The organism is Promicromonospora sp. NPDC023987 (assembly GCF_040639055.1).
GTDB lineage: Bacteria > Actinomycetota > Actinomycetes > Actinomycetales > Cellulomonadaceae > Promicromonospora.
Map to the genome: position 1 here is coordinate 68147 of NZ_JBEZZF010000005.1, position 14942 is coordinate 83088.

Annotated in this window: 14 protein-coding genes; 5 read left to right on the forward strand and 9 right to left on the reverse strand. The window is 67.5% G+C overall.

Features of this window, described 5'->3' with window-relative positions; all coding sequences use genetic code 11:
* Positions 1-4 precede the first annotated feature (4 nt).
* Positions 5-1849, forward strand: coding sequence for an ABC transporter permease (locus tag AB0F40_RS04200; protein ID WP_357464515.1), 1845 nt, complete (start codon positions 5-7; stop codon positions 1847-1849).
* Positions 1850-1868: 19 nt separating this feature from the next.
* Here AB0F40_RS04200 and AB0F40_RS04205 read toward each other — a convergent pair whose 3' ends face one another.
* Genes AB0F40_RS04205 through AB0F40_RS04235 form a run of 7 tightly spaced genes read right to left on the reverse strand, consistent with a single transcriptional unit; the run spans position 1869 to position 8989 of the window.
* Positions 1869-2750, reverse strand: coding sequence for an LLM class F420-dependent oxidoreductase (locus tag AB0F40_RS04205; protein ID WP_357464517.1), 882 nt, complete (start codon positions 2748-2750; stop codon positions 1869-1871).
* Positions 2751-2807: 57 nt separating this feature from the next.
* Positions 2808-3680: an SDR family NAD(P)-dependent oxidoreductase gene (locus AB0F40_RS04210; protein ID WP_357464519.1), complete on the reverse strand. Its 873-nt coding sequence runs from the start codon at positions 3678-3680 to the stop codon at positions 2808-2810.
* Positions 3677-4951, reverse strand: coding sequence for an FAD-dependent oxidoreductase (locus AB0F40_RS04215; protein ID WP_357464521.1), 1275 nt, complete (start codon positions 4949-4951; stop codon positions 3677-3679). The genes AB0F40_RS04210 and AB0F40_RS04215 overlap by 4 nt, the downstream gene beginning before the upstream one ends.
* The gene (locus AB0F40_RS04220) at positions 4948-5160 is read right to left on the reverse strand and encodes a ferredoxin (protein WP_357464523.1); all 213 of its coding nucleotides are present in this window, start codon (positions 5158-5160) and stop codon (positions 4948-4950) included. Before AB0F40_RS04220 ends, AB0F40_RS04215 begins: the two co-directional genes overlap by 4 nt.
* 15 nt (positions 5161-5175) lie before the next feature.
* Complete coding sequence (locus tag AB0F40_RS04225) at positions 5176-6441, reverse strand: cytochrome P450 (protein WP_357464525.1); 1266 nt, start codon at positions 6439-6441, stop codon at positions 5176-5178.
* A 35-nt stretch (positions 6442-6476) separates the two neighbouring features.
* Complete coding sequence (locus AB0F40_RS04230) at positions 6477-7883, reverse strand: aldehyde dehydrogenase family protein (RefSeq protein WP_357464527.1); 1407 nt, start codon at positions 7881-7883, stop codon at positions 6477-6479.
* Entirely contained in the window at positions 7883-8989 is a 1107-nt protein-coding gene (locus tag AB0F40_RS04235) for an NAD(P)-dependent alcohol dehydrogenase (RefSeq protein WP_357464529.1), read from the reverse strand. The genes AB0F40_RS04230 and AB0F40_RS04235 overlap by 1 nt, the downstream gene beginning before the upstream one ends.
* 195 nt (positions 8990-9184) lie before the next feature.
* Here AB0F40_RS04235 and AB0F40_RS04240 point away from each other — a divergent pair, with 195 nt between their 5' ends.
* On the forward strand, positions 9185-9859 hold the full coding sequence (locus AB0F40_RS04240) for a hypothetical protein (RefSeq protein WP_357464531.1): 675 nt from the start codon (positions 9185-9187) through the stop codon (positions 9857-9859).
* 142 nt (positions 9860-10001) lie between these two features.
* Entirely contained in the window at positions 10002-11102 is a 1101-nt protein-coding gene (locus tag AB0F40_RS04245; protein ID WP_357464533.1) for an oxygenase MpaB family protein, read from the forward strand.
* Positions 11103-11298: 196 nt separating this feature from the next.
* Here AB0F40_RS04245 and AB0F40_RS04250 read toward each other — a convergent pair whose 3' ends face one another.
* Together AB0F40_RS04250 and AB0F40_RS04255 are read right to left on the reverse strand one after the other, a co-directional pair.
* Positions 11299-11718, reverse strand: coding sequence for a hypothetical protein (locus tag AB0F40_RS04250; RefSeq protein ID WP_357464535.1), 420 nt, complete (start codon positions 11716-11718; stop codon positions 11299-11301).
* A 197-nt stretch (positions 11719-11915) separates the two neighbouring features.
* Positions 11916-13013: a hypothetical protein gene (locus tag AB0F40_RS04255; protein ID WP_357464537.1), complete on the reverse strand. Its 1098-nt coding sequence runs from the start codon at positions 13011-13013 to the stop codon at positions 11916-11918.
* A 502-nt stretch (positions 13014-13515) separates the two neighbouring features.
* Here AB0F40_RS04255 and AB0F40_RS04260 point away from each other — a divergent pair.
* Entirely contained in the window at positions 13516-14409 is an 894-nt protein-coding gene (locus AB0F40_RS04260) for an oxidoreductase (protein WP_357464539.1), read from the forward strand.
* 50 nt (positions 14410-14459) lie between these two features.
* Positions 14460-14915 (forward strand): nuclear transport factor 2 family protein, encoded by a 456-nt coding sequence (locus AB0F40_RS04265; RefSeq protein ID WP_357464541.1) that lies wholly within the window; start codon positions 14460-14462, stop codon positions 14913-14915.
* Positions 14916-14942: the final 27 nt, after the last annotated feature.

The following is a 14942-nucleotide window of genomic DNA, read 5'->3' on the forward strand; positions in this document are numbered from 1 at the left end:
CGCCATGTGGTTCTTCGCCCGCTCAGCAGTACGCGCCAATCGCTCCAGCTTCATCGGCAGCTTCCTCATCGCCCTGTCCGCCGCCGCCCTGCTCTCCGCCAACGGCGTGCTCGTGGAGAGCGGCCTGCGCGGTGACGCGCCGTTGCTCACGACCGTGGCCGCCTCGTTCGCCGGCACGGCGGTCCTCGTCGTCGTGCTCGTCGTCGCCTCCACCTTCTCTGCCGCACTGCGCCAGCGGAACGCGCAGTTCGCGCTGTTGCGCACCGTCGGAGCCACCACCGCGCAGGTGCGCTCGATGGTGACGGCCGAGGTCGCGATCGTCTTCGCCCTGGCGGCGCCGCTGGGCGCCGTCCCGGGACTGTTCGCTGCGAAGCTGCTCACGCCCGTGCTCGAATCCGGTGGCATCGTGCCTGGCGGGCTCGAGCTGACGATCTCGCCGCTCCCCGTGATCGGGTCGCTGCTCCTGCTGTTCCCGACGGCACTGCTCGCCGCGCGGCTCGCGGCCCGCAAGGTGACGAAGATCAGCCCGACCGCGGCCGTCCGCGGCGCCTCGGCCGAGTCGTCCCGCCTCTCCCGAGGACGGCGGACGGCGGCCATCACACTGCTCGCCTCGGGCATCCTCGTGGCCGGTACGCCGTTCATCGTGCCCGGCACGCTCGGCAGCGCTACCGGAGCGACGTCCGCCTTCCTGCTCATCAGCGCCGCAGCCGTGGCCGGCCCGGCGATCGTCGCCGCGATCGCCCGCCGGGCAGCCGACGCCACCCGTTCCTCGAGCAACGCGGCCACGACGCTCGCCCTCGTCAACAGCCGTGGCTTCTCCCGCCGGCTCACCGCAGCGATCATCCCGCTCGCCCTCTTCCTGGCGCTCGGCACCGTGCAGACCGGCGTCAACGGCAGCATGGTCGACGCCGCCGGCATGCAGCTGCGCGCCGGCCTCGGTGCCGACGTCGTCATCACCTCCCCCGACGGCGTGACGACCGAGCAGGCGGACGCCGTCGCGTCCACCCCGGGCGTCCGCGCGGTGGTCACCAGCTCGACGGTGCCCGCAGAGGTCAAGGTCGACCCCGACGAGGACCTGGGCGGCCTCTCGTGGGAGCCGACCGCCCTCCGTGCCGTGTCCGGCGGCACGCCGGACCTGCTCGACGTGGGCATCACCGCCGGCTCCCTGGACGACCTCACCAGCCCCGACACGATCGCCGTCAGCGGCGAGAGCATCTTCGCTACCGGCAAGAGCGTCGGCGACACCGTGGAGCTACGGTTCGACGAAGGCGCCGTACTCACCCCGACCATCGTGGCCGTCTACGACCGGGGCCTGGGCTTCGGCGACTACATCATCGACGAATCGTCGCTGCCCAGCTCCGACCGGCCGGCAGCCGCAGACCTGCTGCTCGTGCAAGGGCCTGCTGACCTGACGCCCCCCGGGCTGCAGACCCTCTCCGTGGACGACTACGTCGAAGAGGCGGTGGCCGGTGCGGCATCGCAGCAAGAGCTCGGGGCGATCCTGCTGCTCGTCCTCATCCTCTTCATCGCGATCGCCGCCGCGAACACCCTGGCCATGGTCACCAGCGCACGCAAGCCCGAGCTCACCCTCCTGCGCCGCATCGGCGCCACCCGCCGCCAGCTGACGTCGATGATCACGATCGAATCGCTGTTCGTCATGGTCACGGCCCTGGCACTCGGCACGCTGTCCGTAGTTCCGGCGCTCGTGGGGGTTACCTACGGCATGCTCGGCCGCTTCGCGCTGGCGATCGACTGGCCGGTGTACGGGGCACTGGCCGGGGCAGTCGTGCTCATCACATCGGTGGCGATGGCGGTGCCTGCGATGATCGCCGGCCGCGCCCGGGCATGATCGTCATCGATTCGACCATTCAGACCTGGTTCAGCCGCGGCACGACGTCCTCGACGAGTCCGGTCGCCCAAGGGACCGGGTTCTCGTACGGCGTCGGCATGAGACCGACCAGCGAGATACCCAGTGCCTTGTACTGGTCCATGTCCGTGAGGAAGGCATCGACATCGCCGAGCACGTCGCCCTGGTAGATCATCGTCTTCTCGATCGCGTCGTAGTCGGTGCCGAGCGTCTCGCAGTGCGTCCGGAGCACCCTCAGCTTGTGCCTGACCGTCTCGAACGCCTCCTCGCCCGGCCCGCCGAACAGGTTGCACGCCTGCCCGTACCGGGCCACCAGCCGCAGCGTCTTGCGCTCACCTCCCCCGCCGATCATGACCGGGACAGTACCGCGCGGCGGCTGCGGGAGGTTGATCGTCTCCGCCAGCTGATAGTGCTTGCCGTCGAAGGCTCCGTCATTGTCCGACCACATCTGCCGACAGATCCGCAAGGTCTCCTCGAGACGCTCGAAACGCTCCGCGATCGGCGGGAACGGCACACCGAGGCCGGCGTGCTCACGGTCGTACCAGGCCGCCCCGATGCCCAGCATCGCGCGCCCTCGCGAGAGCACGTCCAGCGTGGAGACCGTCTTGGCCAGGAGCCCAGGGTGCCGGTAGGTGACCCCGGTGACCAAGAGACTCAGCCGGACGTTCTTCGTCACGCCGGCGAGGTACCCGAGCGAGGTGTACCCCTCGAGCATCGGCTCGTACGGTCCGCCCGACTGCAGCATCTGGAACCAGTGGTCCATGACCGTCAGCAGGTTCACACCGCCCTCGTCAGCGATCTGCGCGGTCTCGGTGAGGCGGTCAGCCAGGGTGGTCTCCCACTCCGGATGCGTAAAGGTGAAGTAGTGCAGCCCGATATCCATCATTCAGCTCCTCGTCGTGCGTGTCAGCGCATCGTGCGTGTCAGTGCATCGTGAGTGTCAGTGCGAGGACGTGTTCCGCTGGGACCGGTGACTCGCCGACAGCACCCTGTCCATCAGGCGGGCAGGAAGGACGCGAGCGAGGGGGATGGTGAAGGCAGCGTCCATGCCGAGCGTGTATCTCGCCCGGGGGCGGGCCGTCGTGGCTGCTCTGGCGATCTTGACTCCGGCTCTCGCAGCGGGCAGAGCGCGCTTCAGGAAGGCAGTGTTCGCGGCGACCGTTGACTTGATGAGGTCGCCGTACAGGCGCTGGTGCTCGACGCTCAGCTTGTCGGCGCGTTCGAGGGAGATCTTTCCGCTGTGCGCGGCCATCTCGGTCCTGACTCCACCGGGTTGGACCACCACGACCTGTACGCCTTGCGCTGTGACCTCTCGACGCAGTGCGTCGCTCGCTGCTTCCAGTGCGAACTTGGTTCCTGCGTACGCGCCGAAGATCGGGAGTGCGGCGGCTCCACCCACCGAGCTGATGTTGACGATCCTGCCTCGACTCGTCCGGAGGAACGGCAGGAGTGCCTGGATGACGGCGACATGCCCGAACAGGTTGACTTCGAACTGCTTGCGCCACAGATCGAGCGGCAGCACTTCGACGGGGGCGTTGATCTCGATCCCCGCGTTGTTGATCACGGCGCGCAGCGGTCGCTCCTCCGGGTCGTCCGCGATGCGCTCCGCGATGGACTCGATGTGCTCCGGGACGGTGATGTCCAGGGTCACTGGTTCGACACCTGGGGCCCGGACGCCGTCCGCCTCACCATCGGTGCGCACTCCAGCAAGGACGTGGTATCCCATCGCGGCGAGCTCCTGTGCCGTCGCAGCCCCGATGCCCGTCGCGGCCCCGGAGACGACCATGAGCTCGTTCTTGTTCGGTTGCGTCATGACTGGCGCCTTTCAGAGGTTGTGCCCGAGACGGACGGAAGGGACTCCTCGCGGCCGGCGAAGCCGACCGCCTGCGGGACCGGGTCGAGGAGCTCCCGGACGTCCTGCCGGGTCCCACGCAGCGCGATCAGGCGACGGAGCTTCATGACCTTTCGCGGTTCGTTCAGCGCGGCGGCTCCCACCAAGCGGTCGCCCTGCCAGACGGCCGCGATGAAACGCTCCTCGTCAGGCCCGCCCGAGACGAACTCGACGTCGTCACCGGCTCCGGTTCCCACGAACTGGATCCGCTGGCCGTACCAGTCGCTCCAGAAGTACGGCACCGTGCGGTACGGGGTCATTGCGTCGGGGGTGACAGCGTTGGTGCCGGCGTGAGCGCCCTGGGCAGAGGCATTCGTCCAGTTCTCGAGCCTCATCGTCGCCCCGAGGTCGGCGTTGGGCCAGTGTGCGACGTCCCCGGCCGCGAAGACATCAGGAAGCGACGTGCGGAGGTACGCGTCACACACGATGCCGTGATCTCGTGGGTCCAGCTCGATCCCGCACTCCGTGAGCCAGCCGGTCGCCGGCGCGGCACCCACTCCCACCACCACGAGGTCTGCCGGCAGGATCTCGCCAGTCGTCAGGCGCACACCCTCGACGCGGTCACGTCCGATGAACTCTTCCACCGCCGTCGCCAGACGCAGCGGAGTGCCGTTGCGCATGTGGAGAGACGCCAGAGCTCTACCGATGTCGGTGCCGACCGCACGGACCAGTGGTACGGGGGCCGAGTCGATGACCGTAGGAACCGCACCGAGCTGCCGGGACGACGACGCTACTTCGGAGCCGATGAAGCCCGCGCCCAGGACGAGCACGCGGGTGCCCGGGTGCAGCAGCTCGCGCAGTGCGGCGGCGTCTTCCATCGTGCGGAGCGCGAGGACACCGTCGAGGGCCGGAATGTCAGGCGGCACACGCGGAGCCGCACCGGTCGCGATGACGAGGGTGTCATACGGGACAACGCCGGTCGAGGTGCGCACGATCTTGGCTGCAGGGTCGAGACCGGTCGCCGTCACCCCGAGCCGGACGTCGACCTGCAAGTCATCACGGAGCACCTGCACGGTCTGAAAGTGCCGAACCGGCTCGCCTGTGACGAGATACGCCTTGGACAGAGCGGGCCGGTCGTACGCGAGGTGTCTCTCCGCCCCGATGAGCACTATCTCTCCTGCGAAGCCCTCGCGGCGTGCTGCCTCGACGGCGCGGAGGCCGGCGAGCGAGCTGCCGACGACGACGAGGGTCACTCTTCGTCCCTGGAGGCGAGTGACAGGGCGGCCGCGGGGCATGCTTGCACGGCATCCTCGACCCCGGCGCGGTTCTCCGCGGTGACGACGGTGTCGTGCACGATCAGAGTGCCGTCATCATCGACCTCGAACCGTTCGGGAAAGATCGACTCGCAGATTCCGATGCCTGTGCAACGGTTCCGGTCGACGACAATGCGCTGCGTGGTCATCTCATGGGCTCCTGTCTAGCTGATGACGACCGGCAGATGCCGATAGCCGTTGATGAAGTCGCTGTTGAGCCGCTCGGGTTCGCCGACCACGATGTCGGGCAGCTTGGTGAGGATCTGCTTGAACAGCGCGCGGAGCTGAGCCTTGGCGACGTTGTTGCCGAGGCAGTAGTGCACGCCGCCGCCGCCGAAGCCCACGTGCGGACTGCGCCCGCGAGAGAGGTCGAATCGGCGCGGGTTCTTGAACACGGACTCGTCGCGGTTGCCGGAGGCGTAGAAGATGCCGACCTTGTCACCGGCGAGGATCCGCTGACCGCCGAGGTCCAGATCCTCGGTCGCGGTGCGCGCGAAGGAGATGATCGGTGACGCGTGGCGGATGAGCTCCTCGGTCGCGCCCGCGATGCGGCCCTCGAAGTCGTCGAGCAGCCATGCCTTCTGATCCGGGTTCTGGGCGAGCTGGATCACCGCATGGGTCGTCGTCTGCTTGGTTGTGTCGTTGCCGGCGACACTCAGCAGAGTCATCACGCTGAGTATCGCCTGCTCGTCGAAGGTGACCCCGTCGACATCGGCGTGAACGATCGCCGACATGACGTCGTCCTCCGGGTTCTTGCGACGCTCCTCAGCCAGCGGCAAGCCGATCTCGCCGAGCGTGCCCATGACCTCGCCCAGCAGCTCGTTGGGGTCGACGCCCTCGGGAAGGGCGAGCGGGTCCTGCAGCAGGACGATCCGGTCGCCGGCCTCGGCGAACCTCTCGACGTGGTGCTCAGGGATGCCGATGAGGTCGGCCACGGTCATCATCGGCAGCTTCGCGGCGACGTCGTCGACGAAGTCGATGCTGCCCGCACCGATCACACGGTCGACGATCTGTTCCGCCCGTGCCTCGATCTGTCCGCTGAGTCTCGCGACCGCCTTGGGGGTGAACGCCGAGCTGATGACCTTCCGATACGCCGTGTGGACCGGCGGATCCATGTCCAGGATGACCGCACGCGACCCGGTGTCGGGCCCGTAGGGATACAGCGCGCTCGACCCGAGGGCCGAACTGAACAGCTCGTGGTTCTGGCTGACGTAGGTGATGTCCTCGGCCTTGGTCACGGCCCAGAACCCGGCCTGTCCATGCACTTCAGGTGGCAGGCTCGCCTCGATGGGCGGATGCCAGCTGACCGGAGCCTCCGTGCGCAGCCGCTGGAAGACGTCGTCGCGCTCGTCCGGGGACCTGGACCAGAACTCTTTGCTGGAGATGTCATAGGCCGTTGTCGGCTCGTGCTGCGTGGCGTGCAGAGGCATGGGTCGTCTCCGTGGTTCTCGATGTGTCGGTCGGATCAGGGTTCTTGGCTGGCACCGGAAACCGGGCCGCGGAGCATGCGCTGCTTCTCGTCGGTGTACGGCGCCCAGCTGGCCTGCGCGTGATGGGGGCCGTCGAGCTTGTGCAGGACGGCCCGCTCGTGGCTGAACACCCGAACGCTGCGCTCACCGTGGTAGGCGCCCGTTCCGCTGGCTCCGACCCCGCCGAAGGGGAGGCCGTCGATGCCCGCCTGCGCCATCGTGGCGTTGATGGCGATCCCTCCGGATGCTGTGCGCTCGAGGAAGGCAGTGCGCACGTCCGTACGCTCGGTGAAGCAGTACAGAGCGAGCGGCTTGTCGCGGCTGTTGATGAAGGCGATGGCTTCGTCCGCGTCGGCGACGGTAACGATCGGGAGGATCGGTCCGAAGATCTCGTCGCTCATCACGGGGTCGTCGAAGGTCACGTCCCGCAGCACGGTCGGGGCGACGAAGCGGTCCTCGTGGTCGGACTGTCCGCCGATGACGGTGACGCCTGAGCCGAGGAGCCCGGCGAGGCGGTCGACATGGCGGGCGTTGACGATGCGCCCGAAGTCTGCCGAGGCGTGCGGATCGTCGCCGTACATCTCGGCGGTGTGTCGTACGAGCGCCTCGACGAGGGGATCTACCACAGCGGGCGTGGCGAGCACGTAGTCAGGCGCGATGCAGGTCTGGCCCGCGTTGAGGAGCTTGCCCCAGGCGAGCCAGCCTGCCGCGGCGTCGACATCGGCCGACTCGTCGATCCAGACCGGAGACTTACCGCCGAGCTCGAGGGTGACCGGCGTGAGGTGCTTCGCCGCCGCAGCCATGATGATCTTCGCGACCGTGCCGTTGCCGGTGTAGAAGATGTGATCCCACGGAAACTCCAACAGCTCCGTCGTCTCGTCGACGGCGCCCTCGACCAGCCGGACGGCATCGGAGTCCAGGTATGCCGGGAACAGCTTCGCCATCAGGTGCGACGTCTGCGGCGCGAGCTCGCTGGGCTTCACGACGACGGCGTTACCCGCGGCGATCGCACCCACGAGCGGCATCAGGAGCAGGTGCACCGGATAGTTCCACGGGGAGATGATGAGCACCGTGCCGAGAGGCTGCAGGACGGTCGACGCGGTGGCGGGCAACAGGTAGTCCGGTGCCACCACCTCCCGCGGCTTCGTCCACTCGGCGAGGCTCTTGAGCGTCACGGCGATCTCAGAACGGACCGAGCCGATCTCGATGGTGTGCGTCTCGAGCGGATGCTTGCCCAGATCGGACTGCAGAGCGGCCTCGATCGCCGAGCCGTTGTCGGCCAGGAGCAGATCGAGAGCGGCAAGCTGGTCGCGGCGCCACCGCGTCTCGGCGGTACGGCCGGACGTGAAGGCCGCTCGCGCGCCGTGCGCTGCGGCGATGGGCGATACCTCTTGAGCTGCCATCAGTTCTCTCCGTTCATCACGAGGACGGGCTTGATCGCGGTACCGGCCGCGGAGGCGGCCTCCGCCTGGTTGACGTCCATGAACGGGAACAAGGTGATGAGGCGGTCGAACGGGAGCTGGCCACGCTGCCAGAACGAGATGAGCCGCGGGATGAACACCTGCGGGTTCGAATTGCCCATGTAGGCGTAAGTGATCGACTTGCCCGCAAGCGACGCAGGAGCCAGGGTGAGCGGCTCGAAACCAGCTCCGACCAGCACCGCGAGCCCCGGACGGCCGACCACCGCCACCGCCGCCGCCATGACCTCCCCGCGTGCGGTCGTGTCGAGGGAGAAGTCGAAGGCGGCACCGCCGCCGACGACCTGGGTAGCAAGGTCGCCGTCGGCACCGGGATCGACGACGCGGTCGGCGCCCAGCTCGAGCGCGAGGGCACGGCGACTCTCGTGGATGTCGACGGCGACGATCTCGCCCGCACCGGAAGCCTTGGCCGCCATGACCGCAGAAAGACCGACGGCTCCGGCGCCGAATACCGCCACGGAGTCACCCGGGCGCAGCTGCATCACGTTCAGCACGCATCCCGCACCGGTCATGACCCCGCAGCCGAGCGGCCCGACCAGCTCGAGATCGACGTCGTCGGGGATCTTCACGGCGTTCCGCTCGTTCGCGAGCGCGTACCCGGCGAAGGATGACTGGCCGAACCAACGATTGGCGACACCCTCACCGTCGGAAAGTCGAGCCGAGGGCTCGGTGTCCGGTCCGTGCCCCCCGAAGTTCAGCAGCTCGAACGCAGCGCAGTGATACGGCCGGCCGTCGCGGCACGCCGTACACACACCGCACGAGTCAAAGGTCAGGACGACGTGATCGCCGGGCCGCAAGCTCGTGACCGCCGCTCCGACAGCCTCGACGACACCGGCGCCCTCGTGTCCCAGGATGATGGGGAAGCTGCCCATCGCACGTGCGACGGAATCGGTATGGCACATTCCCGCGGCGACGATCCGCACGAGTACCTGGTCCGGCGCGGGTGCCTGGATCGTGACCGCCTCGACGTCGAACTCTCCCGCCCGCGAACGCAACACGGCCGCCCGGGTCTGCGTAGCACCTACGTTCATGCTGTCCGCCTGCCTGACGGAGCGCTCAGCTCCACGGACCAGTCCCCTTCGATGACACACATGCCTTCTCCCTTCGACGGTCCCCCGGAGCCGGACCAGACCTCCGCTGTTCCCGGGCGGGAACATGGCAGAAGGTTAGGCTCTTGCCCGAAGTGCGTCAACAGATGCACACCTGTCCACGGAAGAAGGTCAGTGGTGACCCGCGTACACGCCGACGCCGCCAAGCGCCGCCCACAGGGAGTGAAGGCGGGCCTCAGCCTCTCCGACATCCTCAGCGCCGCGTCATCCATAGCCCCCGAAGACCTGACGATGCAGGCCGTCGCCAACCGGCTCGGGGTCGATCGCAAAGCCGTCAATCACCATGTGTCGGATCGCGAGACCCTGCTCCGGCTGGTCGCGAGCGAAGCGTTCGCGCGAAGCTTCGCCACGGTCACCATCCCTGCCGAGAGCGACTGGCGTGAGGCGAGCCGGATCTACGGGTATGGCATAGCGGCGGCCGTGGCCGCGCTCGGCTCCCTGGCCGGACATGTACGCGTCTCCCGGTCGACCGACGCCCTGCTCCTCGCGGCCACGGAGGCCGTGCTCGCAAAGCTGGTCGAAGCCGGCTTCGACCTCGAAACCGGCATGAGGGCGGTCGCGATGCTGAGCGACATCTGCGACACATACGGTCAGGGCGTCGCACTCACGACCACGGGCGGTGCCGGCATGCGCGATCAATGGCTGCACGAAGTGCTCCGCGAGCTCCCCGAAGAGAACCCGCGATATTTGAGCGAAGCTGCACGCTCGTGGACGAACACCTACGACGCGCGCCAGCTCGACGTCTCCATCGAGATCTTCGTTCGCGGACTCGAGGGGCTCGCTCCCGCCTGACGAATGAGCATCACCTCGGGCGCAGGGCCTGACGTTGGCATGCCCCGGCAGCCGGTTGACGTCGACGAGATCGGCTCCTACCCTCGCCAGCACAACAGTTCCCGCCCGGGAACTTATGCCCGCGAGGTGAAGGAGTCCGGCGATGAGCGCGAATGCCGAGGTCGACGGCGAGGTCGACAAGGTCGTTACCGAAGAGCGCCTGCTCGGTACCGAAAGGCGCTGGCGCCGGTTCGGCGAGCCAGTGCCCGCTGGGCGGTCGCTGAAGAGCGACGGGACTCCCGACCACGGGGTCTTCGGTCCGGGCAGCGTGGTCTGGGACGTGCTGCTGCATCCCGCGACGATCGTCTTCGAGACCGTCGCGCAGGCGACCCTTCAGCTCCTGTACAAGCCGATCTCGGCTGGGATCCGCGACGAGGACCCGATCTCCCGGAAGGGCCGCGCAGGTACCTACACCGTCTTCGACGGTTTCGAGCGTGCCCAGCGCAACTCCGGGATGCACGCGCCGATGTGGCTCGGGGACACCCCGACCGCGACCCGAATGGCCGGGCACCTGCACAAGATCCACCAGCACGTCAAGGGCGACATCATCGACGTCGGCGCCCCTGAGCTCGGTGGGTACGCGGCCAGCGAGCCGCGCGACGCGATGTGGGCGGCCATCACCGAGCTGCATCCGATCCTCTGGATGTACGAGCAGTTCGCTTACCACGGCGACGCTGCTCCCCGGCCGCTGACCGACGACCAGCGCGAACAGTACGTTCGCGAGATGGGCGCGTACCTGCGTCTGGTCGGCGCAGCCGAGGAAGAGATCCCGGGGACCGTGGCGGAGCTCGACGCGCTCTACGACAAGTACTGGGACCTCTTCGGGCGCAGCGAGACCGGCAGCATCTTCCCGAAGACCGGTGAGAACATGCACGAGGTCATGGACGCCGCCATGAAACGGAACTGGCACCCGTCACAGCAGCTCGCCGTAGACGTGCTGGCGGAGGTCTATGAGCAGTTCCACACGCCGATCCTGGCGACCTTCCCGGAACGGATCCAAGTCAGTGCGGGCCTCGACGGCGCGCAGCGCGCGGAAGCGGCGCAGTCGCTCGCGGAAGCCCAGCCTCTGATCCGTGAGCTGCAGGCGCCCGAGAACGAGCGTCGCATCATGCGGATGATGTGGGGACCTGACGGTGCGGCTCTCATCGACAGCGCGCGGGAGCTCCACCGTCAGGCGATTCGCGAGCGCGACGGGCAGAACTGACGTCCCGTCCCAGGACCTGCTCGCGGCCATCGGACCTCAGCTCGGCGCGATGACATGACGCCGCTCATCCGGATGCCTGGACGTCCTCGCTCGTCCGGTAAGCGGCTCGTGCTCCGGCGAGACTTCCAGGCACCGTCTACGAGGGCGTCGACCATGAACCCGATGTCCCGTTGTCATCGTCGCCCGCCACGTGGGTCTACTGGCAAGTCAGTTCGTCCCCCATCACGCCCTTGCCAGAGTCCTCCTCCGGGTCGTTCACGCCCTTACCGGAGTCCTCCTCCGGGTCATTCACGCCCTTACCGTCCGGATCGCCGCCCTCACCCTCCAGATTCGCCAGGGACAGATCGAACTCGTTACCGCCGCTCAGCTCCAGGTCATAGATTTGTCCGTCCCCGGCCTCTATCTGATACATCCGCAGCGGTTCGGGGTCCGGCAAGTCAGCGAGGTCCTCATCCTCCTGCGGGCCCCTCTCGTCCACCGCCTCTCCGCAGCTGGTCTCGCCGCCTTCCGCGCCGATCGAGTCGACCGCGCACAGAAGCTGTGCCTCGACGTTCGCCGCCACCTGTGTGGTCGCGACCATCACTGCCGCCACGATCAGCACGACGAGAGTGGTCATGCCGACGTAGTTTATGGCCGCCTGTCCCGCCTGACCGCAAGTAGGGCATCTCTCGCCCCGCAACGGCGCGGCCCCGTGGCAGGTCCTTGCTCTCTTTGCAGCTCCAAGAAACATGATGCGCGACACCCCTGTAGATTGTGTTCGAGCACTCCAGAAGGGCGCGGTCGAACCGGCTTCTTTGACGCCCGCAACTACAATTAGTCGACGCCAACAACCTCGATAAGCCGGTAGATCGGCTCGCCATTATGGTAGGTAATGATGCCGACGACGAGAGCGTCGCCGACGCTGACGGTGCCGTCAGCGTCGTTGTCGACATAATCGGGCGCGCCGTCACTGTCGACGTCAACCCATTCGCCGTGGTCGGGGACCGGCTCGTAAGGAGGTCCGGGGTAGTCGTCCGGGACCAGGTAGTCCGGGGGCGGAGGTTGGCACATCGCATGGAAGTTCTCGATGGCTCCTACAACCTTGCCCTTGAGGCTTTGTATCAAATCCCAGATGAATTGGATCCCGACCAACCCGTACCCGCCGGCCCAAGTAACCGCGCGCCCGATGGCTTGGCGAAACTGCTCCATCATCGAACCGATTGCCCTCTTGATCTGGGCGAGGACTTCGGGTGTAGCGCCCTCGATCAAGTCGCCGAGCCCGGCCGCTATCATTCCCACGCCGAGAGAGAGCCCCAAGGCACTTCCCCAAGCTTTTGCGTCACGGAGTTTTCCGTCGAACGCCATGGCAATCATATTGATGACCAGGGTGGCCATGAACCCGCCGACGAATCCGCAAACCCTCTTGACGATGAGAGGGCCGGACTCCGCGAGGAGGAAGGCGCAGGCACCCCCGGCAAGAGCACCGGCGATGGCCCCGGCCATGCCTGCAATGAAGCCCTGCCACCAGTTCGTCGAGGTGTGGACGTCGTCGCCGTCGACAGTGACGGTCACCACCGAGCCGTCGAGGCTGATATCCGCGTCGAAGTCAGGGACTTCCGGTCTGGGATCTTCGGTGTTGTGGGTGCTGACGTCTTCGTTGACCCCATCGCTGAACTGGGGCAGTGCGTCGAGCTCGTCCAGGTACTTTCGGAGGAAATCCATGTCGATCTTGGAGGTGTCCCCGAGATCGAACTCGATCGTGTAGTCCTCGCCCTCTCGCAGGTCTTCAGGCATCGGCGGGGCCATCTGGTCTTCGGCCGCCGAGGCCTTGATGGTGAATCCGCCAAGACTCAGGGTCGACGCAAGACTCAGGGTCGGCGGCTGGACACTCGCCTCAGCAACCGGTGCCAGACGGGCGAAGGTGGCGAGCACGGCCAGAGCGACGACCGCCCCGACGAGCCCTGGGAACAGACGACGCCTACGACGCGGGTCGACCGGTACAGCCGGATGCGAATGCATGCTGAGAGCTCCGTTCGTGGTCGAGGCCGCGCAAGGGACGGCGTGGCCGCTCCCGCGACTGCGCCGGCGTACACCGCCATCGGCGTACGGCACCCTCGGCGGGGGCGCGGCGGGACGACCGCGAGGCCCCACGCTATGGCTCCGGCAGACCGCAGCACGACGGCCTGTAGGCCTAACTGCAGGCCCACTTCGTCTCCGTTTGCCTGGGTCCACGGGACTACACGTCGGTGTGTCTGCGCCGCGGCGAGTCAAGGGTGACGACGCCCATGCCCCACCTTGCTCCGCCGCATCGAGCAGAGCGGCCCGAAGTCCCCGTGGTGATATCGCCGCTGCTCAGACTGGTCACTCATGGCCGACAGAGCACACGAGCAAAGTAGGCGTTGACAACACTGTTGTCAGTGGCTACATTTTTGCCATGACTTCGTTCACCCTTACCGACGTCCCGCCGATGGGCGGGCGCACCGTCGTCATCACCGGAGCCAACAGCGGCATCGGCCGCGTCGCGGCCTCCGTCCTGGCGGAGCGAGGGGCGCGAGTCGTCCTGGCCGTACGCAACCAGGACAAGGGGCTCGCCGCGGCCGCCACGATGGCCGGACACACCGAGGTGCGCCGCCTCGACCTGGCGGACCTGTCGTCCGTCCGGGAGTTCGCGCACGCCTTCACCGAGCCCATCGATCTGCTGATCAACAACGCGGGGCTCTCGCTGCCACCGCTCGAGCGCACGGCTGATGGGTTCGAGCTGCAGTTCGGGACCAATCACCTCGGGCACTTCGCTCTGACCAACCTGCTCCTGCCCCAGGTCCGCGGGCGGGTCGTGACCGTCGGCTCCCTCGCGCACCTCATCGGTTCGATCGACTTCACGGACCTGAACTGGCAGCGGCGGAGCTACCGCGCATACCCGGCGTACGGGCAGTCCAAGCTCGCGAACGTGCTGTTCGCCCATGAGCTGCAGAAGCGGCTGGCCGCTGCCGGCTCGCCGGTGATCTCGACCGCCGCCCATCCGGGCATCGCCACGACGAACCTGATGAACGCCGACGGCCGAGGACTGCGGTTCCGTGCGGAGAAGGCCCTGATGAGCAGGGTCTCGCACACCGCAGAGGCCGGCGCCCTGCCGACGCTCTACGCCGCGACCGCCGATGTCCCCGGCGATGCCTACATCGGCCCCGACCGGCTGCTGGGGCTGCGCGGCGCACCGGCGCCCGCCAGGCGCGCCGCGAGGGGGCGCGACGCCGACACGGCCCGCCGCTTGTGGGACGTCTCGGAACAGCTGACCGGCACCACCTTCCCCTTCAACAGCCAGCACCACTGACCCAGCACCACTGACCCAGCACCACTGACAAGGAAGAGAAGGCACCACTCATGACCCTGGAATCCGACCGCGGCGAGATCATCGAGCTCTTCGGCCGCTATGCCGACATCGCAGACACGAAGAGCTTCGACGAGCTGCCCCGCCTCGTCCACACAGACCCGTTCGTCGTCGACTTCCAGTCCGTCGCAGACGTCCCGCCGACAGAGACAGCCCTCGACGACTACGTCCAGATCCTCCGCGGGTCCTTCGACCCGTTCGTCGCGACCCACCATGCCATCACCGGCCATGTCATCGACGTCGACGGCGACCGCGCCCGAGCCCACGCGCACGTGCGCGCCGAGCACTGGGTCCCGGACGAGGTCGCCGACGGCGGACCCAACCGCTGGCTCGTCGTCGGCTTCTACGACAACGAAGCAGTGCGCACCGAGAACGGCTGGCGATTCAGCAGGGTCAAGCTCACCGCTGCCTACCAGGAGAACGCACACCTGCTCGCACAGGCCTCCTGACATCCAGCCAGCAGCGCAGAGCGGCCG